The sequence below is a fragment of the Pseudomonas sp. Xaverov 259 genome, assembly GCF_019352915.1.
Classification (GTDB): Bacteria; Pseudomonadota; Gammaproteobacteria; order Pseudomonadales; family Pseudomonadaceae; genus Aquipseudomonas.
Window position 1 is genome coordinate 280995 of record NZ_JAAAFV010000057.1, and the last position, 20327, is coordinate 301321.

At 62.8% G+C, this 20327-nt stretch carries 19 protein-coding genes; 9 read left to right on the plus strand and 10 right to left on the minus strand.

From position 1 onward, the window contains the following. Positions 1-36: 36 nt before the first annotated feature. From thiL to nrdR, 7 genes are all read right to left on the minus strand, one after another. The gene (gene thiL / locus K0H48_RS24000) at positions 37-1002 is read right to left on the minus strand and encodes a thiamine-phosphate kinase (protein ID WP_219269454.1); all 966 of its coding nucleotides are present in this window, start codon (positions 1000-1002) and stop codon (positions 37-39) included. Positions 1003-1018: 16 nt separating this feature from the next. Further along, entirely contained in the window at positions 1019-1519 is a 501-nt protein-coding gene (nusB, locus tag K0H48_RS24005; RefSeq protein WP_219269455.1) for a transcription antitermination factor NusB, read from the minus strand. Next, positions 1516-1992 (minus strand): 6,7-dimethyl-8-ribityllumazine synthase, encoded by a 477-nt coding sequence (ribE, locus tag K0H48_RS24010; RefSeq protein WP_003176356.1) that lies wholly within the window; start codon positions 1990-1992, stop codon positions 1516-1518. The genes nusB and ribE overlap by 4 nt, the downstream gene beginning before the upstream one ends. Positions 1993-2080: 88 nt before the next feature. Next, complete coding sequence (ribBA, locus tag K0H48_RS24015) at positions 2081-3172, minus strand: bifunctional 3,4-dihydroxy-2-butanone-4-phosphate synthase/GTP cyclohydrolase II (protein WP_219269456.1); 1092 nt, start codon at positions 3170-3172, stop codon at positions 2081-2083. 15 nt (positions 3173-3187) lie between these two features. Continuing rightward, positions 3188-3850 carry a riboflavin synthase gene (locus K0H48_RS24020; RefSeq protein ID WP_219269457.1) on the minus strand — a complete coding sequence of 221 codons (663 nt, stop codon included), beginning with the start codon at positions 3848-3850 and terminating at the stop codon, positions 3188-3190. Positions 3851-3897: 47 nt separating this feature from the next. Then, positions 3898-5034, minus strand: coding sequence for a bifunctional diaminohydroxyphosphoribosylaminopyrimidine deaminase/5-amino-6-(5-phosphoribosylamino)uracil reductase RibD (ribD, locus tag K0H48_RS24025; protein WP_219269458.1), 1137 nt, complete (start codon positions 5032-5034; stop codon positions 3898-3900). Continuing rightward, positions 5031-5501, minus strand: coding sequence for a transcriptional regulator NrdR (gene nrdR / locus K0H48_RS24030; protein WP_015886108.1), 471 nt, complete (start codon positions 5499-5501; stop codon positions 5031-5033). The genes ribD and nrdR overlap by 4 nt, the downstream gene beginning before the upstream one ends. 140 nt (positions 5502-5641) lie before the next feature. Between nrdR and K0H48_RS24035 the strand changes: the two genes are divergently transcribed. From K0H48_RS24035 to trxA, 3 genes are all read left to right on the plus strand, one after another. Next, the gene (locus K0H48_RS24035) at positions 5642-6097 is read left to right on the plus strand and encodes a YbaY family lipoprotein (RefSeq protein ID WP_219269459.1); all 456 of its coding nucleotides are present in this window, start codon (positions 5642-5644) and stop codon (positions 6095-6097) included. After that, the gene (locus tag K0H48_RS24040; protein ID WP_219269460.1) at positions 6094-6750 is read left to right on the plus strand and encodes a methyltransferase; all 657 of its coding nucleotides are present in this window, start codon (positions 6094-6096) and stop codon (positions 6748-6750) included. Before K0H48_RS24035 ends, K0H48_RS24040 begins: the two co-directional genes overlap by 4 nt. 132 nt (positions 6751-6882) lie before the next feature. Further along, positions 6883-7755, plus strand: coding sequence for a thioredoxin (gene trxA, locus K0H48_RS24045; RefSeq protein WP_219269461.1), 873 nt, complete (start codon positions 6883-6885; stop codon positions 7753-7755). Here the strand turns inward: trxA and K0H48_RS24050 are convergent. Beyond that, positions 7752-8093, minus strand: coding sequence for a hypothetical protein (locus K0H48_RS24050; RefSeq protein ID WP_219269462.1), 342 nt, complete (start codon positions 8091-8093; stop codon positions 7752-7754). The two genes, trxA and K0H48_RS24050, sit on opposite strands and share 4 nt — an antisense overlap. A gap of 131 nt (positions 8094-8224) precedes the next feature. On the opposite strand from K0H48_RS24050, the gene K0H48_RS24055 reads away from it, so the two are divergent. The 5 genes from K0H48_RS24055 (at position 8225) to K0H48_RS24075 (ending at position 12428) form a co-directional block, all read left to right on the plus strand. Continuing rightward, positions 8225-8836 carry a DUF2796 domain-containing protein gene (locus tag K0H48_RS24055; RefSeq protein WP_219269463.1) on the plus strand — a complete coding sequence of 204 codons (612 nt, stop codon included), beginning with the start codon at positions 8225-8227 and terminating at the stop codon, positions 8834-8836. Between the two features lie 149 nt (positions 8837-8985). After that, entirely contained in the window at positions 8986-9696 is a 711-nt protein-coding gene (locus tag K0H48_RS24060; RefSeq protein WP_219269464.1) for an ABC transporter ATP-binding protein, read from the plus strand. Position 9697: 1 nt separating this feature from the next. Further along, a complete protein-coding gene (locus K0H48_RS24065) occupies positions 9698-10963 on the plus strand; it encodes an ABC transporter permease (protein ID WP_138813647.1) in 1266 nt (421 codons plus the stop codon). An 11-nt stretch (positions 10964-10974) separates the two neighbouring features. Next, positions 10975-11496 carry a DUF3299 domain-containing protein gene (locus K0H48_RS24070; RefSeq protein WP_056861907.1) on the plus strand — a complete coding sequence of 174 codons (522 nt, stop codon included), beginning with the start codon at positions 10975-10977 and terminating at the stop codon, positions 11494-11496. 233 nt (positions 11497-11729) lie between these two features. Beyond that, on the plus strand, positions 11730-12428 hold the full coding sequence (locus K0H48_RS24075; RefSeq protein WP_017135983.1) for an OmpW family protein: 699 nt from the start codon (positions 11730-11732) through the stop codon (positions 12426-12428). A 157-nt stretch (positions 12429-12585) separates the two neighbouring features. Here K0H48_RS24075 and K0H48_RS24080 read toward each other — a convergent pair whose 3' ends face one another. Further along, on the minus strand, positions 12586-13470 hold the full coding sequence (locus tag K0H48_RS24080; RefSeq protein WP_219269465.1) for a sugar nucleotide-binding protein: 885 nt from the start codon (positions 13468-13470) through the stop codon (positions 12586-12588). 167 nt (positions 13471-13637) lie between these two features. On the opposite strand from K0H48_RS24080, the gene K0H48_RS24085 reads away from it, so the two are divergent. Next, positions 13638-17885, plus strand: coding sequence for a DEAD/DEAH box helicase (locus K0H48_RS24085; protein ID WP_219269466.1), 4248 nt, complete (start codon positions 13638-13640; stop codon positions 17883-17885). A 112-nt stretch (positions 17886-17997) separates the two neighbouring features. Here K0H48_RS24085 and K0H48_RS24090 read toward each other — a convergent pair whose 3' ends face one another. Then, positions 17998-20106: a mechanosensitive ion channel family protein gene (locus K0H48_RS24090; protein ID WP_219269467.1), complete on the minus strand. Its 2109-nt coding sequence runs from the start codon at positions 20104-20106 to the stop codon at positions 17998-18000. Positions 20107-20327 lie beyond the last annotated feature (221 nt).

Consider the following 20327-nt stretch of genomic DNA (forward strand, 5'->3'; position numbering starts at 1 on the left):
GGGGGAACCGTATAGAGGGTAGCGCAGGTCTGTCGCTTACGGCGTGTCGCGAAAATGCTGGTAGCCACGCACGGCAGGGGTGATGTCTTGCCCGGCGGCGTCCAGCAGCGTCACGCCCTGCCCTGTCGCAACCCGGCCAATCACATGGATCGGCCAGCCGCCCGCCAACAACGGCGCCAGCTTGGCCGGTGGCAGGGTGAACGCCAACACATAGTCGTCGCCGCCGCTCAATGCCGCCACACGGGCCTCGTCATGGCCGACAAACGCAAGCAACGCCTGGGATAACGGCAGCTTCTCGCGCTCAATCACCAACCTGACAGCCGAGGCCTTGGCGATATGCCCGCAATCGGCCAACAGGCCATCGGAGATATCCATGGCCGCTGTCGCGTTACCTCGCAGGGCCAGACCCAGTGCCAATTGCGGTTGCGGCGACCAGTAATGCGCCAGCAGCGGGCCCGCAATGGCCACGTCAGCCGTGCGCTGCCCCAACACCAGCGGCAAAGCACCGGCGGCGTTGCCCAGTTCGCCACCCACACACAGCAAATCACCCGGCTGCGCACCACTGCGAACCAACGCTTGCCCGGCCGGCACACGGCCGAACACGGTCAGGGTCAGGCTCAGCGGCCCGCGTGTGGTGTCACCGCCCACAAGGCCCACGCCGCAGCTCTGCGCCATGGCGTTCAAACCCTGGGCATAGCGTTGCAGCCAATCGGCATCGACGGTGGGTGTGGTGAGTGCGAGGGTGAAGGCCAGAGGGTGGGCGCCCATGGCGGCCAAGTCGCTGACTGCCACGGCCAACGAGCGCTGGCCGAGCAGGAACGGGTCACACGGGTCGGCAAAGTGCACGCCGGCCACCAGCGTATCGGTGGAGATTGCCAGTTGCTCCCCGGCGGGGAGCGCCAGCAAGGCGCAGTCGTCGCCGATCCCCAGGGCAATACCTTCGCCGCCCTGCGCACAAGGCGCGGCGGCGAAGTAGTTGCGGATCAGCTCGAACTCACCCATTCGGGACTCAAGCGACTTAGCGCTTGTGTTCCTTCACTTCGGCTTCACGCAGGCGCGGAGCCAACTTGTCGAGCACGCCGTTGACGAACTTGTGGCCGTCGGTCGAACCGTAGACTTTCGCCAGTTCGATACCTTCGTTGATCACCACGCGGTACGGCACGTCAACGCGCTTGAGCAGCTCCCAGGTGGACAGGCGCAATACGCACAGTTCAACCGGGTCGAGCTCTTCGATGGTCAGGTCCAGGCATGGCGCCAGAGCTGTATCGATCTCGGTCAGGTTGGCCGGAACACCGTGCAGGATGTCGTGGAAGTAGCTCTGGTCGGCGAAAGTGAAGTCGTTATCGACGCGGAACTGCGCTTCGATTTCGTTCAGCGAAGCACCGGCCATGTGGCGCTGGTACAGCGCTTGGGTGGCGAGCTGACGGGCAGCACGGCGCTTTTCGCTTTTCGATGGCTTGCCGGCGTCGGCTGGACGCTCGTCACGTGGGTTGAAACGATCGCTCTCGTCGGAAATCACTTGGCCTCCAACTGCGACAGCAGGCTGACCATTTCCAGTGCGGACAGGGCAGCTTCAGCGCCCTTGTTACCGGCCTTGGTGCCGGAACGCTCGATGGCTTGCTCGATGGAATCTACGGTCAGTACGCCGAAAGCGACTGGCACGCCGAACTCCATGGACACCTGGGCCAGGCCCTTGGTGCATTCCCCAGCCACGTATTCGAAGTGCGGAGTACCGCCCCGAATGACCGCGCCCAGGGCGATGATCGCCGCGTATTCACCCTGTTGAGCAACTTTTTGCGCAACCAGTGGAATTTCGAAGGCGCCAGGGGCGCGGATGATAGTGATGTCGCTCTCGCTCACACCGTGGCGAACCAGGGCATCCACGGCACCGCTTACCAGGCTTTCAACCACGAAGCTGTTGAAACGGCCAACCACCAGGGCATAGCGGCCTTTGGGGGCGATGAAGGTACCTTCGATGGTCTTCAGGGTCATTCGACAAATCTCTTAAAGAGCCGGGACGCGAAAAGTGCGTCCCTCAGTGATGATTTAACCGCGAACAAGGGGCAGAAAACGCCGGCCTTTATTCGGAGGGCACGTATTCTACAACTTCCAGATCGAATCCGGATATCGCATTAAATTTCATCGGTGCGCTCATCAGGCGCATTTTGCGCACACCGAGGTCGCGCAGTATCTGCGAACCGGCACCGACAATGCTGTAGGTGGTCGGTGTTTTGACCTGGGTGTGCTCAGCGGTTTCACGAATATGCGCGAGCAATACGTCGCCATCCACCGGATTACCCAGCAGCAACACCACACCGCTGCCAGCCTCGGAAACCGCGGCCATGGCGGCACGCAGGCTCCAGCGGCCCGGCTGCTTGACCATCAGCAGGTCGCGCAACGGGTCCATGTTATGCACGCGCACCAGGGTCGGCTCTTCGGCGCAAATATGCCCCAAGGTCAGGGCCATGTGCACGTCGCCTTCGACGGAATCACGGTAGGTCACCAGGTTGAACTGGCCCAGTTCGCTGTCCAGCGGCTGCTCGGCAATCCGCTGAACGGTACGTTCGTGGATCATGCGGTAGTGAATCAGGTCGGCAATGGTGCCGATCTTGATGCCGTGCTCAGCGGCAAACGCCTCAAGTTCGGCGCGACGGGCCATGGTGCCGTCGTCGTTCATCACTTCGCAGATCACCCCGCTCGGCTCGAAACCGGCCATGCGCGCCAGGTCGCAGGCGGCCTCGGTGTGGCCGGCACGCGCGAGGGTGCCGCCGGGTTGGGCCATCAGCGGGAAAATATGGCCCGGGCTGACGATGTCTTCAGCCTTGGCATCTTTGGCCGCAGCGGCTTGCACCGTGCGGGCGCGGTCTGCGGCGGAAATGCCGGTGGTAACGCCGGTGGTCGCTTCAATCGATACGGTGAACTTGGTGCCAAAACCCGAGCCATTGCGCGGCGCCATCAACGGCAGCTTGAGCAGCTCGCAGCGCTCGCGGCTCATGGGCATGCAGATCAGCCCACGGGCGTGCTTGGCCATAAAGTTGATGTGCTCAGGCTTGCACGCCTCGGCGGCCATGATGATATCGCCTTCGTTCTCGCGATCTTCGTCATCCATCAGGATGACCATCTTGCCTTGGCGGATGTCTTCAACCAGTTCTTCGATGCTATTGAGCGCCACGCGGCACCCCCTTGGTCAGGATTTCAGGTAGCCGTTAGCGGCCAGAAAGCTTTCAGTGATGTTCCCAGGCGCTGGCTCTGCGGCCTTATCGCCCAACAACAGGCGCTCCAGGTAACGGGCAAGCAAGTCGACTTCCAGGTTCACCCGGCGACCTGGCTGGTACGACGCCATGATGGTCTCGCTCAGGGTGTGCGGGATGATGGTCAGTTCGAATTCGGCGCCATTCACGGCGTTCACGGTCAGGCTGGTACCGTCGACGGTGATCGAGCCTTTGTGGGCGATGTACTTGGCCAGCTCTTTCGGCGCGCGGATACGAAATTCCACGGCGCGCGCGTTTTCGCTGCGTGCAACCACTTCGCCGACGCCGTCGACGTGGCCGCTGACCAGGTGGCCGCCCAAACGGGTGGTCGGGGTCAGGGCTTTTTCCAGATTGACCGGGCTGCCGGCTTTGAGGTCATTCATCGCGGTGCAGTCCAGGGTTTCCCGGCTGACGTCAGCAGCAAAGCCGTTACCCGGCAACTCGATGACGGTCAGGCACACGCCGCTGACGGCGATGCTATCGCCCAGTTTGACGTCGCCGAGGTCGAGCTTGCCGGTTTCAACCAGCAGGCGCACGTCGCCGCCTTTGGGGGTCATGGCGCGGATGCTGCCGATGGATTCGATAATGCCGGTGAACATGGCCTTCTCCTGGAAAACGGTGCGGGCACTTGAGCGCCCGGTCAGAATTATACGCTCGCTGCTGGCACAGGGATGGCAGTGACTCGCCAGTCGTCGCCTACAGCGCGCATTTCAGTGATTTTGAGTTGGGGGGCATCGGCCAGTTTCTCAAGCGGCCAGTCCAGCAAAGGCCGGGCAGCGGAGCCCAGGAACTTACCGGCGACGAAAATCACGTATTCGTCGACCAGGCCTTGTTGGGCAAACGCGCCTGCCAGGCTTGGACCTGCTTCTACCAACACCTCGTTAACACCACGGGCCGCCAGCGCCACCAGCGCCGAACGCAGGTCGACCTGACCTTCAACGCCCGGCACCACCAGGCATTCAGGGCCACGTGGGAACTGATTTTCCGGGGTGACGCAAGTGATGACCAGCGCCGGGCCAGCCTTGAAGAACGGTGCGTTGAGCGGCACCCGCAGGCGACCGTCGATCAGCACGCGCAGTGGCGGGCGCGACATGGCCAGCGCGGTGGTTTCGGCGTCCAGGCCCAATTCGGCGGCACGCACGGTCAGGCGCGCACCGTCGGCCAGCACCGTATCGGCGCCGGTCAGCACCACACTGGCCTCGGCGCGCAGGCGCTGCACGGCGGCGCGGGCAGCCGGCCCGGTGATCCATTGGCTTTCGCCGCTGGCCATCGCAGTACGGCCGTCCAGGCTCATCGCCAGCTTGACCCGCACAAACGGCAGGCCGTGTTCCATACGCTTGAGGAAGCCGGGGTTCAGCGCGCGCGCTTGTTGTTCGAGTACGCCGCTGTGGGTTTCGATACCGGCCTGAGCCAAGCGCTGCAGGCCGCGACCGGCCACTTCCGGGTTCGGGTCCTGCATCCCGGCCACTACGCGTGCCACACCGGCGGTCACCAGCGCATCGGCGCAGGGCGGCGTGTGCCCATGGTGGCTGCACGGTTCGAGGGTCACGTACACCGTGGCGCCACGGGCCTTGTCACCGGCGGCGCGCAGGGCGTTCGGCTCGGCATGCGGCTCGCCGGTACGTTCATGCCAGCCTTCGCCGACAATCTGCCCATCCCGCACAATAACGCAGCCCACCCGTGGGTTGGGGTGGGTGGTGTACAGGCCTTTGCGCGCCAGTTCGAGGGCGCGGGCCATGTAATGGGCGTCGAGGACGGCTTGTTCGGCAGACGGTGGGTTCATTCTTTGGCAGGCTCACGGGCCAGGCGGTCGATCTCTTCGCGGAACTCATTGAGGTCCTGGAAGCGTCGATACACCGAGGCGAAACGGATATAGGCGACTTCGTCGAGCTTTTGCAGCTCGCCCATCACCAGTTCTCCAACCACCAGGCTCTTGACCTCGCGCTCGCCGGTGGCGCGCAGCTTGTGCTTGATATGCACCAGCGCCGCCTCCAGCCGCTCGACACTCACCGGGCGTTTTTCCAGGGCACGCTGCATACCGGCGCGCAATTTTTCTTCGTCGAAAGGCTGGCGGCTGCCGTCGGATTTGATCAGACGTGGCAACACCAGTTCGGCGGTTTCGAAGGTGGTGAAACGTTCACCGCAGCCAGAGGCCAGGCATTCGCGCCGGCGGCGTACTTGATCGCCCTCGGCGACCAGACGCGAGTCAATGACCTTGGTGTCGTTGGCACCGCAGAAGGGACAGTGCATGGTTGGCAGGCAACAAAAAATGGGAGGGCCATGGTAGCGCATCCCCGTGGCAAGACAAGCCATAGCCTTTACGGTATATAGGCTGACTATTATGTTTCATACTTTTTAAGCCACGGATTTTGTCCTTTCTGGAGCCGTACATGCAGTTACGACCACTTGTTTTACTCGCCCTGTTCAGTTTTCTGGTCGCCTGCAGCAGCCAAGCCCCGAAACCATCGACACCGCAACCGACGCCCGTTCAAGAGAAAAAAGTGCCGGGCATTGAAGACCTCGGCCCTTTGCCGGCTTACCAGCGTGAAATCAACGGCACCCTGAATGGCGTGCCGGCCAACGCCGAAGTCGAACTGGCCATGCTGGTGATCGATGAGCGCAACCGCCCGCAACAACTGCTCGCCAGCAGCGTACTCAGCGGCAACGGCAAGCCCCTGGCCTTCCGCCTGCGTTTCAACCCAGAAGCTTTCCCAGCCGGTGCACGGGTTGAACTGCGCGGTCGCGCCAGCCAGTCAGGTCAGTTGATCCTGCACCTGCCCGCGGTGCGCATCACCCAGGCGATCACCCAGACCACCGGCCCGCTGCAATTCGTCCCGGCGCCATGACGCCACCGCTTGACCTGCAACGCGCCCTGAGCGAACTGATCGGCGACGCGCAACTGGTGCCCTGCCCGCTGCCGGGCACCGAGCTGTCGTTGTGGCTGCTGGACGCAGACAACATGGACCGTGCCTTCAGCCAGGAAGAGACCCGGCGCATCCTGCATGAACCGCCATATTGGAGTTTTTGCTGGGCCAGCGGATTGGCGCTGGCGCGCTACCTGGCGGCGAATCCCGAGTGGGTGGCGGGCAAACGCGTGCTGGATTTTGGCGCCGGTTCCGGTGTGGCCGGCATAGCGGCGGTTAAAGCGGGCGCGCTGGAAGTGGTGGCCTGCGATCTTGACCCGCTGGCCCTGGCCGCCTGCCGGGCAAATGCAGAACTCAATGGTGTGGAGCTGAGTTACTCAGCCGACTTTTTCGCCGAGGTCGACCGCTTCGACCTGATCCTGGTGGCCGACGTGCTCTACGACCGCGCCAACCTGCCGCTGCTCGACCACTTCCTGACGCGCGGCCGCGAAGCGCTGGTGGCCGACTCACGGGTGCGCGACTTCCAGCACCCGGCTTATCAGCGCCTGGGCATCCTTGATGCGCTGACACTGCCGGACCTGGCCGAGCCTTGGGAGTTTCGCAAGGTGAGCCTGTACCATTCGCGGCGCGCTTGAGGCCATCGCGGGCAAGCCCGCTCCCACAGTTGAACGCATGCTCCAGTAGGAGCTGGCTGGTACTCATCATGCTTTCAGCCAACCTCGCCAGCCCTTATAGTTGCCCCATTCCCGCTTTATTCGAGACGTCCCATGAGTGAGCCCACGCCGTACATCTTCGACGCCACCACTGCTACGTTCGACCAGGCAGTGATTCAGAACTCATTCGAAAAACCCGTGCTGGTGGATTTCTGGGCCGAGTGGTGCGCGCCGTGCAAGGCGCTGATGCCGATGCTGGCGAAAATCGCCGAGAGTTATCAGGGCGAGTTGCTGTTGGCCAAGGTCGATTGCGAAGCCGAGCAGGATATCGTTGCGCGTTTTGGCATTCAAAGCCTGCCCACGGTGGTGCTGTTCAAGGACGGCCAGCCGGTGGACGGGTTTGCCGGGGCACAACCGGAGTCGGCCGTGCGAGCGATGCTGGAGCCACACGTGAAGATGCCGCCACCGAAGGCGGCTGACCCGTTGGAACAGGCCCAGGCGTTGTTTGCCGAAGGCCGTGTCAGCGATGCCGAAGCGGTGCTGGTGGCGCTGCTGGGTGAAGACAACACGAACGCCGCCGCGTTGATTCTGTACGCACGCTGCCTGGCAGAACGTGGTGAGCTGGGCGAAGCCCAAACCGTGCTCGACGCGGTGAAAAGCGACGACCATAAAGCCGCCCTCGCCGGCGCCAAGGCGCAAATCACCTTCCTGCGCCAGGCCGCCGACCTGCCGGATGCCGCCGACTTGAAAAGCCGTCTGGCGCAAGACCCGCAGGACGATGAAGCAGCCTACCAACTGGCGATTCAGCAACTGGCGCGCCAGCAATACGACGCCGCGCTGGAAGGCTTGCTCAAGCTGTTTGTCCGCAACCGCAGCTACAGCGAAGGCTTGCCGCACAAGACCTTGCTGCAGGTGTTCGAATTGCTGGGCAATGACCACCCGCTGGTCACGGTGTACCGTCGCAAGTTGTTCGCCGCGCTGTATTAATCGCCGATCCAGCTGTACAGCGGCGTATCCCCGCCGCTGGCCACTTTCACACGAGCACTGTGGCGCAGGCGTACCAGCAGGCGTTTGCCTGACGCCGCATCGCCCGCCAAGCCCTCAAGCTGATCAAGCAACTCAAGCCCATTGAGTTGCCCGGCCTTGCGCAGCAAGTCCTGGGCGCTCTGCCACAAATCATCGTTCTGTTTGACCGGCGCCACAGCGGGCGTGCTTGGCGCCGGTGTTGCCTGCAAGTGGGCGCCCAGGCGCGCCCAATCGCCGTCATCGAGTTCCAGGGTCAAATCCACCGGCAAGTCACCGACGGTTCCACGAATTCGCAACATCGCACTTACTCCCGCAGTTTTCCGACCCGTATGCTCCCACGCGACTTGCGCATCGCCAAGCGGGCGTTCAAACTGGCGCGAATATTGTTATAAGATCACATAACAAAACTTTCATCTTATGGAGCCTTCTCATGCGCCGTCTGCTGCTTGCCCTGCCGTTTGCCCTACTGCCCCTGGCCATCGCCCACGCCGCCGATGAACACGATCATGAGCATGAACACGGCAGCCTTGGTGCCCATGAGCATGGTGTCGGCCGCCTCAATGCGGTACTCGACGGCCAGGCGCTTGAGCTGGAATTCGACAGCCCGGCCATGAACCTTGTGGGCTTTGAACACAAGGCCACCACGCCTGCCGACAAAGCCAAGGTCGCCGCCGCGCGCAAGCAGCTGGAAAACCCACTGGCGCTGTTCAACCTGCCCAAATCTGCCGGTTGTGTGATCAGCACCCAGGAACTCAACAGCCCGTTGTTCGGCGACAAGCCTGAAGCCGATCATGATGAAGACGATGACGACCACGCCACCGACGGCAAAGGCGCCGCCGCCCACGAACATCATCACGACCACAGCGAAATCCACGCCCACTACCAGTTCACCTGCGCCACGCCGACGGCTCTGAGCAACCTCGACCTGACTCAAGTGTTCAAGACCTTCCCTGCCACCCAGAAGATTCAGGTACAACTGATCGGCCCAAGCGGCCAGCAAGGTGTTGAAGCGACGGCCACGACCGCCACTCTTAAATTCTGATTTGAAACACGGTCAATGTGGGAGCTGGCTTGCCTGCGATAGCGGTATAACAGACACATCGATATTGAATGTGCCGCCGTCATCGCAGGCAAGCCAGCTCCCACATTGGATCGGCGCCACGCTCTACAACCAGGCGATATTGATTTCACATGACCCAAGCACTGATCGAACTGTCTGACCTGGGCTTCAACTGGCCCGGCCACCCGCAGTTGCTGGACATCCCCGCGTTCCGCCTGGAAGCGGGAGAAACCCTGTTTCTAAAAGGCCCGAGCGGCAGTGGCAAAACCACCTTGCTCGGGCTGTTGGGCGGCGTGCAGAAACCCAGCCGTGGCAGCATCCGTCTGCTCGGCCAGGAGCTGACCGAACTCTCGGCCGGCGCTCGCGACCGCTTCCGCGTTGATCACACGGGTTACATATTCCAGCAATTCAACCTGCTGCCGTTTCTCTCCGTGCGCGAGAACGTCGAGCTGCCGTGTCACTTTTCCAAGCTGCGTGCGCAGCGGGCGACTCAGCGCCATGGCAGTGTCGACCAGGCCGCCGCGACCTTGCTGGCACATTTGGGCTTGAAGGACAAAGACCTGCTGGAGCGCCGCGCCGACTCGCTGTCCATCGGCCAGCAACAACGCGTGGCCGCCGCCCGTGCGTTGATCGGCCAACCGGAACTGGTGATCGCCGACGAACCCACCTCGGCCCTGGATTACGACGCCCGCGAAGCGTTTATCCGGCTGTTGTTTGCCGAATGCCGCGAGGCCGGCGCCAGCCTGTTATTCGTCAGCCATGACCAGAGCCTCGCGCCGCTGTTCGACCGCCACCTGTCGCTGGCCGAACTCAATCGCGCCGCCACGCTCGCAGAGGTTTGAGATGTATCTGTTCCGTCTAGCCATGGCCAGCCTGGCTAACCGCCGCTTTACCGCGATCCTCACCGCCTTCGCCATCGCCCTTTCAGTGTGCCTGCTACTCGCTGTGGAACGCGTGCGCGTAGAGGCGCGCAACAGTTTCGCCAGCACCATCAGCGGCACTGACCTGATCGTCGGCGCCCGCTCCGGCTCGGTCAATTTGCTGCTGTACTCGGTTTTCCGTATCGGCAACGCCACCAATAACATCCGCTGGGACAGCTTCGAGCACTTCGCCGCCAGCCCGCAGGTGAAATGGGCGATCCCGATTTCCCTCGGCGACTCGCACCGTGGCTACCGGGTGATGGGCACCAACGAATCCTACTTCGAGCATTACCAATACGGCCGCAAGCAGAACCTCGAACTGGCCAGCGGCCGCGCCTTCGCCACCGACCCATTCGAAGTAGTGCTCGGTGCTGAAGTGGCGGATGCACTGCACTACAAGCTTGGCGACAAGCTGGTGCTGGCCCACGGTGTAGCAGTGGTGAGCCTGGTCAAGCACGATGACAAACCGTTCACCGTGGTCGGCATTCTCAAGCGCACCGGCACGCCGGTGGACCGCACGCTGCACATCAGCCTCGGCGGCATGGAGGCCATCCATATCGATTGGCACAACGGCGTGCCGGCCCAGGGCAAAGGCCGTATCAGTGCGGACCAGGCGCGCAATATGGACCTCACACCGCAGGCGATCACCGCGTTTATGCTCGGCCTGAACAACAAGATTTCCACCTTCGCGCTGCAACGCGAGATCAATGAATTCCGTGGCGAGCCGATGCTGGCGATTCTGCCCGGCGTGGCGCTGCAAGAGCTGTGGAGCATGATGGGCACCGCCGAAAAAGCGCTGTTCGTGATCTCGCTGTTCGTGGTGCTGACGGGCTTGATCGGCATGCTCACGGCGATCCTCACCAGCCTCAATGAACGCCGCCGCGAGATGGCGATTTTGCGTTCGGTGGGCGCACGGCCGTGGCACATTGCGACACTGCTGATCTTCGAAGCCTTCGCGCTGGCCTTGTCTGGAGTAGTGGCGGGCGTGGGCCTGCTGTACCTGTGCATCGCGGCGTCACGTGGGTATTTGCAGGCCAACTACGGCCTGGACCTGCCGATGTCGTGGCCCAGCGAATATGAATGGACCTTGCTCGCCGGTATCCTCGCCGCAGCGCTGTTGATGGGCAGCGTGCCCGCGTGGCGCGCCTATCGGCAATCTTTGGCCGATGGCCTGTCCATACGTTTATGAGGAAGCTGTCAATGCGTCGTGCCCTGTTTGCGCTGTTGCTGCTGGTGGTGGTGCCCGCCTGGGCCGACGAGCAGCCCAAGGACCTGTCGTGGCAGGAAATGATCCCGCCGGACGCGCCGCCGGAAATCCCCAATATGAAACCGCTGCACGACCTGTCGAACATGGCCGATGCGCTCTCGGTGGAAGCGGCGCCTGCGGCCAAACAGGAACTGCCCAACGCGCCGGTAGTGCAGAGCCTTAACGGCAAGCACATCCGTTTGCCGGGCTATATCGTGCCGCTGGAAGTCAGCGAAGAAGGCCGCACCACCGAGTTTTTGCTGGTGCCGTACTTTGGAGCGTGCATCCACGTGCCGCCGCCGCCATCGAACCAGATCGTGCATGTCAAAAGCGAAGTCGGCGTGAAGCTGGATGAGCTGTATCAGCCGTATTGGATCGAAGGTGCGATGCAGGTCAAGCCGTCTTCCAGTGAGCTGGCCGATGCCGGTTACCAGATGGATGCCGAGAAGATTTACGTCTACGAACTGCAGGAATAACGCCTTCCCAGGAACACCCAAGATCAAATGTGGGAGCGGGCTTGCTCGCGAATGCAGTGTGTCAGTCAACCAATTCATCGACTGACTGACCGCTTTCGCGAGCAAGCCCGCTCCCACATTTTTGATCAGTGGTGCAAGTGATTGATCGAGCTTTCATTGAGCTGAGTCAAAAGATCGGACGGAACGATCTTTACCATTGGACGTACAACTTTTAACGTCCTTTTGGAGCTCCCATGAACAAGTCTCTGCTCGGCGCGTCCCTCTTCGCGCTTGCCCTCGCCGCCCCTGTCGCACACGCTCACGAAGCGGGTGACATTCTGATTCGCGCCGGTGCAATCACCGTGAACCCGAAAGCAGACAGCGGCCATGTGAAGGTTGACCAAGGCCCATTGGCCGGCACCAACCTGGGCGGCAAGGCGACCATGAGCAGCGACACCCAACTGGGCCTCAACTTCGCCTACATGATCACCAACCACATCGGCATCGAACTGCTGGCCGCCACGCCGTTCGAGCATGACGTGAAGATCAAGAACACCGCCCTGGGTGCCGCCAACGGCAAGCTCGGTACGCTCAAGCACCTGCCGCCAACCTTGAGCGTCGTTTACTACCCACTGGACAACAAGTCCGCGTTCCAGCCGTATGTAGGCGCCGGTATCAACTACACCTGGATCTACGACGAGCACGTCGGCAGCCGCGCCGAACAAGCCGGTTTCAGCAACTTCAAGGCCGAAAACTCCTGGGGCTGGGCCGCGCAGATCGGCGCCGACTACATGATCAACGACAAGTGGATGATCAACGCCCAGGCGCGTTATATCGACATCAGCACCAAGGCGACGGTGGATAACAATGCGCTGGGCCAAGGCACACGTGCCAAGGTCAATGTGGATGTTGACCCGATGGTTTACATGGTGGGGATTGGTTACAAGTTCTAAACAACACTGCATAACCCAATGTGGGAGCTGGGTTTGTGTGGGAGCCGGGCTTGCCCGCGATGCAGGCACCTCGGTGTATCAGTGATACCGGGGTGATGCTATCGCAGGCAAGCCAGCTCCCACACAACCCCAGCTCCCACATTTTTTTGTGTTGCCTTCAGCTATGTCGGTAGAACCGGTCCAGCAACGCCGGCAACCCCGCCCGCCACGCCCGTGGCTTGATGCCGAAGGTGTGGAGGATTTTCTTGCAGGCCAGCACCGCGTGCTGCGGCTCGTCCGCCGCATCCGGCCGGGCCGCGTGGGCCTGGGCGGTGGGCGATTCGATCGCCAGCGGATGGAAGTTGCGCGCTTCGGTAAGGATCGCCTGGCCCAGCGCCAACGGCGTGGTCGCTTCGTGGCCAGCGTAGTGATAGGTGCCCCACAGCGGCGCCGCGCAATCCAGTTGCTTGAGCACCGAAATGATCACCCGCGCCGCGTCGTCCACCGGCGTCGGGTTGCCACGCCGGTCATCGGCCATCTGCAATTCATCCGGCTTCTCGGCACGCGCCAGGAAGCGCCCGAGGGTGCCATCAGCACTGTCATCCAGCAGCCAGCCAAACCGCAGCAGCACATGTTGCGGGCAAGTGGCGCGCACGCTCTGCTCGATCCGCCACAGCGCCTGGCCGCGCAGGCCCAGGGGCACCGGCTCGTCTTTTTCGCTGTAGGCGGTGGCGCGGGAGCCATCGAACACGCGGTAGCTGGACGGTTGCAGCAAGGTGATGTTGTGGTGCTGGCACAGTTCGGCCAGGCGTTCGATGGCGAACTCCTGTGCGGCCAGACGTGTTTCGCTGACTGCTTCGGCCTGGAACCAGTCGAAATAGTAGGCGAGGTTGATCAGCGCATCGGGACGGGTGTCGTCGAGCAATTGGGTGAGGCTCGCGGCATCCCAGCCGTCTTGGGGCGGTTTAGGTGCGAGGAAACCGATGTCTTCCTCTGCACCGAGGCGAATCAGCGCCTGCCCGAGGGCATTCCCGCCGCCCAGTAACATAAGGCGCATTCGCATAGATTGAGCAGGCCCGGTCTGTTTGGAACGATGGTTATTATCGGCAGGCGTGTGCGCCTTGCCGTAGGTTGTTGCCAGAATCGTTGCATTTTGCGGGTTTGTAGCGCAACCGTCACGGACAAAGTACCTGATTGCAACTTGTTGGAATGGGCAGTATCAATCAATAGATGAACCTTCCCGAATCAACCGACACGGTATTGGACGGCTTCCACCCCGCCGTCAGTGCCTGGTTTGGCAACACCTTCCCCTCGGTGACCGGCGCACAGGCCCAGGCGTGGCCGCTGATCCGCCAACGCCGATCAACCTTGATCGCCGCGCCCACAGGCTCCGGCAAAACCCTGACCGCGTTCCTGGCGGTGCTCGATGACCTGGTGCATCAAGGCTTGGCCAACGGCGGTCAACTGCCGGACGAGACGTTGGTGGTGTACGTGTCGCCGCTCAAGGCGCTGTCCAATGACATCCAGATCAACCTGCAAAACCCGCTGGCCGGTATCACCGCGCAATTACAGGCAATGGGTTTACCACCGCTGACTATTCGTACGGCCGTGCGCACCGGCGACACCCCGCAAAAAGACCGCGCACTGATGCGCAAACGGCCGCCGCATATCCTCGTCACCACACCGGAATCGCTCTACGTGCTGCTGGGCTCGGACTCCGGTCGGCAAATGCTGGCCAGCACGCGCACGGTGATCGTCGACGAAATCCATGCGATCGCCGCCGGCAAACGCGGCAGCCACCTGGCCCTGAGCCTGGAGCGCCTGCAAGGGTTATGCAGCGAGTCGTTGACCCGCGTCGGACTGTCGGCCACGCAAAAGCCTATCGAGGCGGTGTCGCGCTTTTTGGTCGGCAGCGGGCGTGAGTGCGCCATCGTCGATATAGGCCACGCACGCCCCCGCGACCTGGATATCGAAGTGCCGCCGGTGCCGCTCTCGGCAGTGATGGCCAACGATGTGTGGGAGTTGGTCTACGACCGCCTCGCCACGCTGGCCCGCGAACACCGCACTACGCTGGTGTTCGTCAATACCCGGCGCCTGGCCGAACGCTTGGCCCGGCACTTGAGCGAGCGTTTGGGCAAGACCGCCGTGGCCGCGCACCACGGCAGCCTGGCCAAAGAGCTGCGCCTGGACGCCGAGCAACGGCTCAAGGCCGGTGGGCTGCAAGTGCTGATCGCCACCGCATCGCTGGAGTTGGGGATTGATATCGGTGAGGTCGACCTGGTGTGCCAGATCGGCTCGCCCGGTTCCATCAACGGTTTTCTGCAAAGGGTTGGGCGTTCCGGCCATCAGGTCGGCGGCACGCCCAAGGGGCGACTGTTCGCCACCACCCGCGATGACTTGATCGAATGCGCCGCCCTGCTCGACTGCGTGCGGCGCGGCGAACTGGACACCTTGCACATCCCCATCGCCCCGCTGGACGTGCTGGCCCAACAGATCATCGCCGAAGTCAGCGCCCGCGAATGGCCGGAACAGGCGCTGCTGGACCTCATCCGCCGCGCCTCGCCCTACGCCGCACTGGATGAGCGTCACTATCAGGCGCTGCTGCACATGCTCGCCGACGGCTATAACGGCCGCCAGGGCATCCGCAGCGCCTACCTGCACCGCGACGCCGTGACCCACACCCTGCGCGCCCGCCGGGGTGCCAAACTGACCGCCGTGACCAGCGGCGGCACCATCCCCGACAACGCCGACTACAGCGTATTGCTGGAGCCTCAGAGCCTGAACATCGGCAGCGTCAACGAAGACTTCGCGGTGGAAAGCATCGCCGGGGATATCTTCCAGCTCGGTAATACGTCCTACAGAATCCTGCGGGTAGAAAGCGGCAAAGTACGCGTCGAAGATGCCCACGGCCAACCGCCGACCATCCCGTTCTGGCTGGGTGAAGCGCCGGGGCGCAGCAACGAGTTGTCGGCGGCAGTCGCGCGTTTTCAGGGACAGTTGGATGCCCTGCTCAGCACCACGCCCGGTGACCTGCAACCCGCGCAAGACTGGCTCACCGCCAGCCTTGGCCTGAACCACGCCAGCGCCGAGCAGATCCTTGATTACCTGGCCCGTGCGCGCCTGGCGCTGAGCGCATTACCGTCCCAGGACACGTTGATCATGGAGCGGTTTTTCGACGAGTCCGGCGGCACTCAACTGATCATTCACACGCCGTTCGGCAGCCGCATCAACCGCGCCTGGGGCCTGGCGTTGCGCAAGCGTTTTTGCCGCACGTTCAACTTTGAATTGCAGGCGGCCGCCAGTGAGAATGCAATCGTGCTGTCGCTGTCCACCAGCCACAGTTTTGAGCTGGATGAAGTGTGGCGCTATGTGAACAGCAACAGTGCCGAGCACCTGCTGATCCAGGCCGTGCTGGATGCGCCGCTGTTTGGCGTGCGCTGGCGCTGGAATGCCGGTGTGGCACTCGCGTTGCCGCGCTACACCGGAGGGCGCAAGGTGGCGCCGCAGATCCAGCGCATGAAAAGCGAAGACCTGATCGCCAGCGTGTTTCCCGACCAGATTGCCTGCCTGGAAAACCTTGCCGGCGAGCGCGAAGTCCCCGAACACCCGCTGGTGGAGCAAACCCTCGACGACTGCCTGCACGAAGCCATGGACAGCGAGGGTTGGCTGACGCTGTTGCGGCGCATGGAACGCGGCGAGGTGCGCCTGATCAGCCGCGACCTGCCGGCGCCCTCGCCCATGGCCGCCGAAATACTCAGCGCGCGGCCCTACACCTTTCTCGACGACGCGCCATTGGAAGAGCGCCGCACCCAGGCCGTGCTCAACCGTCGCTGGAGCGACCCGCACAGTACCGACGACCTTGGCGCGCTGGACGCTGAGGCCATTGCCGGCGTGCGTGAAGAAGCCTGGCCCGCGCCCCATGGCCTGGATGAAATGCATGAGGCGTTGATGAGCCTGGCGTGTATCGCCAGCAACGAAGTCACGCCGCAATGGGCCGAGTGGTTGCATGCCTTGGCCAAGGGCGGGCGCGCCTATCAACTGGACAATGGCCTGTGGGTGGCGGTGGAGCGCCTGAGTTGCCTGCAAGCGGTCTATCCGAGCGGCTTGCCGTTGCTGCCGGGCTTCGATGAACCCTGGACCTTTGACGATGCGCTGGCCGAAGTATTGCGCGCGCGCCTCGGCGGGTTCGGCCCGTTGACCCTGGCCGAGATTGCCACGCCGCTGGCGCTGCCGGCTGCTGATATCAGCCAGGCACTCGCGCGCCTGGAGCGGGAAGGCTACGTACTGCGCGGCCGTTTCAGCCCCGGCGCCACCCAGGAACAATGGTGCGAGCGGCATTTGCTCGCGCGTATCCATCGCTATACGGTCAAGCGCCTGCGCCGGGAAATCGAGCCGGTGGCGCTGCAGGATTTCATGCGCTTTCTTTTCGATTGGCAGCACCTGTCCGACGGCACTCGTGGCCAGGGCAGCGCAATGTTGCCGCAGATCGTCGGGCAGTTCGAAGGTTACGCCGCCGCCACCTCGGCCTGGGACAGCGACTTGCTAAATGCGCGGCTCAAGGACTATTCCTCCACCTGGCTCGATGAGCTGTGCCGCAGCGGCAAACTGGTGTGGACGCGCCTGAGCAACAAGGCCGGCGCCCTGGCACTGCGCAGTACGCCGGTGGTGTTGTTGCCGCGCAGCCAAGTGCCGTTGTGGAGCGGGCTGACCGAACCGACCGCCAGCACCACGCTGTCGCCCAAGGCCCAAAAAGTCCACCTGGCGCTGCGTGAGCACGGCGCGCTGTTTTTCGACGAACTGGTGCACGAAGCCCATCTGTTGCGCAGCGAACTGGAAACCGCCTTGCAGGAACTGGTGGGCGCCGGGCTGGTGAATGCCGACAGTTTTGCCGGGCTGCGGGCCTTGACCACGCCCGCCAGCAAACGCCAGGCACGCAGCAGCCGGCGTGGGCGCGGGGCGTTTATCGGCGGCATGGACGACGCCGGGCGCTGGGCCCTGGTGCGCCGCTCGCCCAGCGCCGCCGGAGCGCATTCGGCCGAGACCCTGGAGCATGTAGCCATGACCCTGCTTCGCCGTTATGGCGTGGTGTTCTGGCGGTTGCTGGAGCGGGAAGCAGACTGGCTGCCTAGCTGGCGCGAATTGCTGCGCACCTTCCATCGCCTGGAGGCGCGGGGCGAGATTCGCGGCGGGCGGTTTGTGAGTGGTTTGGCAGGGGAACAGTTTGCGTTGCCGGAGGCGATTCCATTGCTGCGTGAGGTAAGACGCCGGCCGCATGACGGCAGTCTGATTGCGGTGTGCGGGGCTGACCCATTAAATCTGGTGGGCACCTTGCTACCGGGCAGTAAAGTGCCGGCGGTGAGCGGCAATCGGATTGTGTATCGCGATGGCTTGCCGGCAGCTGTGATGGTTGCGGATAAGCAGCAGGTGTTGCTGGAGGAGGATTTGCAGGCGGTGCAGGAGAAGTTGATCAGGCGCTGAGAGCTGTATGGAGCTTGCCGGCCTCATCGCGGGCAAGCCCGGCTCCCACAGGGGAATGCATTCCAACTGTGGGAGCTGGCTTGCCTGCGATGAGGCCCTGACAGTCATTACATCATTGAGGCCTGTGCTGCTCGGTCAACACCACCGCACCCGGCACCTCTTCACCCGGCTCATCTACATGCGGGGAGCGCTTGGGCAGCCAAACCTGCTGTGGATAAGTTTGCGCGAAGTGCACCTCATCACAGTTATCCACAAGCTTTTTCAGGCGCTGGTTAAATGCCCGGCTCACAGCGTATTGCCCGCCGGACACGGTACGGAACTGCGCCGTCAGCACCACGCCGTTGAGGTCCATCTTGTCGACCCCGAACACTTCCAGCGGACCTTGCAGGTTGTACTTGAGGAACACGTCATCGCGGATCGACTGGCCCGCCTCCCGGATCAGCTCTACAGCCTTATCCACATCGGTGTCGTAGGTGAACTGCACCGAGAAGAACGCATAGGCAAACTGTCGCGACTGGTTGGTGACCGCCTTGATCTGCCCGAACGGCACCGAGTGCACAAAACCCTTGCCGTCCCGCAGGCGCAGGGTGCGAATGGTCAGGCCTTCGACCGTGCCGGCATGGCCGGAATCGAGCACCACCCAATCGCCGATCGACAGCGTGTCCTCGATGATGATGAACAGGCCGGTGATCACGTCCTGCACCAATTGCTGGGAGCCAAAACCGATGGCCAGGCCGACCACACCGGCACCGGCCAGCAGCGGCGCGACATTGATGCCCAGGTTGGCCATGGTGGTGATCGCGCAGATCACCACCAGCACGATTTTCACCGCATTGCGCAGCAACGGCAGGATGGTCTTGACCCGCGTGCTGGGCTGGCGGCTGGAGCGTTTATTCACCGGCGGTTTCAACGCCTCCTGGATTGCTGTGTCGAGCACCACCCAGAACAGCCAGGTCACCAGCAGGATCAGGCCGATGCTGCTGAGGGAATCGCTGATCGCCCGCCCCACCGAGTTGCGCTGGGCAAACTCGAAGAGCGAGATGCCCCAGATACGCCCAAGAACTTCGATAAACGCGATGGCCATGGCGATGCGCAATATCGCGTGCAGCAAGCTCAGGAAGCGCTCCTTATAGGCACTGCTGCGCTGGATCGCCACCTGGCTGCGGGACTTGAACAGGTGTTGCAACACCGTGCTGAGAAACACCGTGCCGATCAACAGAATCGTAGTGAACAGCGCGCAACGCAGGGCCTTCTGGTTGTCGTCGCCAGCGCCGATCAGGTTGATCGCCGAGACCAGCACCATCAACAGAATCGGCCAATACCACAGCCCGGAAAACACCCGCAGCGATTGCTGCAGCGCCGGGTGTTTGAGGCGCTGGGCCAACGGCCGATTGCGGATCAGATGCGCGACCGGACGGCGCAGGCGCACCACCAGCACGCCGAAAATCACCGCCGCGAACAGGCCGGTAAACACCGCGATACTGCTGGTGATATTGCCGCCCAACTGGCGCGCGATCTGCGGGCTGGTCAACGCGTCGCTGAGGGCGGCCAGAAAGCCGATCAGAAACAGCGGCTTGGGGCAATAATTGCGAATAATCTGCACAGCCGGGCGTTTGTGGCCGACGTTGAACATGACGATGACGCACAACAGCATCGACGTGGAGAAGATGCCGCTGCTGGTGGCATAGGCAAAACACAGCGCCAGCGCACGGCCTACGGAGCTGGGTAAAAAGTGGCTGACATAAAGCGTCAGTGGCAGGCAGATCAGGGCTGGAATCGTGTAGGGCACCACGTAACCCAGTACGCCCTGCAGACGCTCGCGCTGCGCAACGAAACGCCGCCGACTGAGGCGCTGCACGCTAAAGCGCCCGAGCAGCGTGAGTGCCGCAAAGGCGCCGACCCACACCCCGGAGAGCAACAGGAAGTCCCCGGCCACGCTCCACGGCGAGCGTTGGGCGGTTTGATCGACCAGCCGCCCGACCTCATCCGCCGCGCGGTCGGCGCGCAGGCGCCAGGCGTCGATGAGGTTCTGGTTGAGGTCGAGTTTGTCTTGCACATCGTCAATGCTGGAGCTGATGGCGCCGAGCAGGCCACCTTCGACCAGCAACTCCGGCTTGGCTGGAGCCTCAGCTGCAGCAGGCGCCGCGGCCGCGGCTTGCAGTGCGCCATTACCACACACCAACAGCGCGACGAGCAGTAATGCAGTCTTTAGATTCAGCAAAACACCGGGCTCCTTCAGCAGGGTCTGTAAGGAACTGACGGGTTTGAGCGCTGATCGTTCCCACGCTCTGCGTGGGAATGCATCTACGGACGCTCTGCGTCCAAGGGGCGCGGAGCGTCCCGGGCTGCGTTACCACGCGGAGCGTGGGAACGATCGGTTAACCGCACCGCCTGTAGGTCACTCGAAACTTTCCCCCAACCGCCGCAGTCAGCCAATAACAT

What these genes read in the sequence shown, in the direction of transcription:
- K0H48_RS24075 (WP_017135983.1), top strand. Translation starts at nt 11,730, where the DNA reads ATGAACAAGTCTCTGCTCGGCGCGTCCCTCTTCGCGCTTGCCCTCGCC.
- K0H48_RS24060 (WP_219269464.1), top strand. Translation starts at nt 8,986, where the DNA reads ATGACCCAAGCACTGATCGAACTGTCTGACCTGGGCTTCAACTGGCCC.
- K0H48_RS24070 (WP_056861907.1), top strand. Translation starts at nt 10,975, where the DNA reads ATGCGTCGTGCCCTGTTTGCGCTGTTGCTGCTGGTGGTGGTGCCCGCC.
- thiL (WP_219269454.1), bottom strand. Translation starts at nt 1,002, where the DNA reads ATGGGTGAGTTCGAGCTGATCCGCAACTACTTCGCCGCCGCGCCTTGT.
- K0H48_RS24040 (WP_219269460.1), top strand. Translation starts at nt 6,094, where the DNA reads ATGACGCCACCGCTTGACCTGCAACGCGCCCTGAGCGAACTGATCGGC.
- K0H48_RS24050 (WP_219269462.1), bottom strand. Translation starts at nt 8,093, where the DNA reads ATGTTGCGAATTCGTGGAACCGTCGGTGACTTGCCGGTGGATTTGACC.
- ribE (WP_003176356.1), bottom strand. Translation starts at nt 1,992, where the DNA reads ATGACCCTGAAGACCATCGAAGGTACCTTCATCGCCCCCAAAGGCCGC.
- K0H48_RS24035 (WP_219269459.1), top strand. Translation starts at nt 5,642, where the DNA reads ATGCAGTTACGACCACTTGTTTTACTCGCCCTGTTCAGTTTTCTGGTC.
- K0H48_RS24085 (WP_219269466.1), top strand. Translation starts at nt 13,638, where the DNA reads ATGAACCTTCCCGAATCAACCGACACGGTATTGGACGGCTTCCACCCC.
- K0H48_RS24055 (WP_219269463.1), top strand. Translation starts at nt 8,225, where the DNA reads ATGCGCCGTCTGCTGCTTGCCCTGCCGTTTGCCCTACTGCCCCTGGCC.
- K0H48_RS24020 (WP_219269457.1), bottom strand. Translation starts at nt 3,850, where the DNA reads ATGTTCACCGGCATTATCGAATCCATCGGCAGCATCCGCGCCATGACC.
- ribD (WP_219269458.1), bottom strand. Translation starts at nt 5,034, where the DNA reads ATGAACCCACCGTCTGCCGAACAAGCCGTCCTCGACGCCCATTACATG.
- K0H48_RS24080 (WP_219269465.1), bottom strand. Translation starts at nt 13,470, where the DNA reads ATGCGAATGCGCCTTATGTTACTGGGCGGCGGGAATGCCCTCGGGCAG.
- nrdR (WP_015886108.1), bottom strand. Translation starts at nt 5,501, where the DNA reads ATGCACTGTCCCTTCTGCGGTGCCAACGACACCAAGGTCATTGACTCG.
- K0H48_RS24065 (WP_138813647.1), top strand. Translation starts at nt 9,698, where the DNA reads ATGTATCTGTTCCGTCTAGCCATGGCCAGCCTGGCTAACCGCCGCTTT.
- trxA (WP_219269461.1), top strand. Translation starts at nt 6,883, where the DNA reads ATGAGTGAGCCCACGCCGTACATCTTCGACGCCACCACTGCTACGTTC.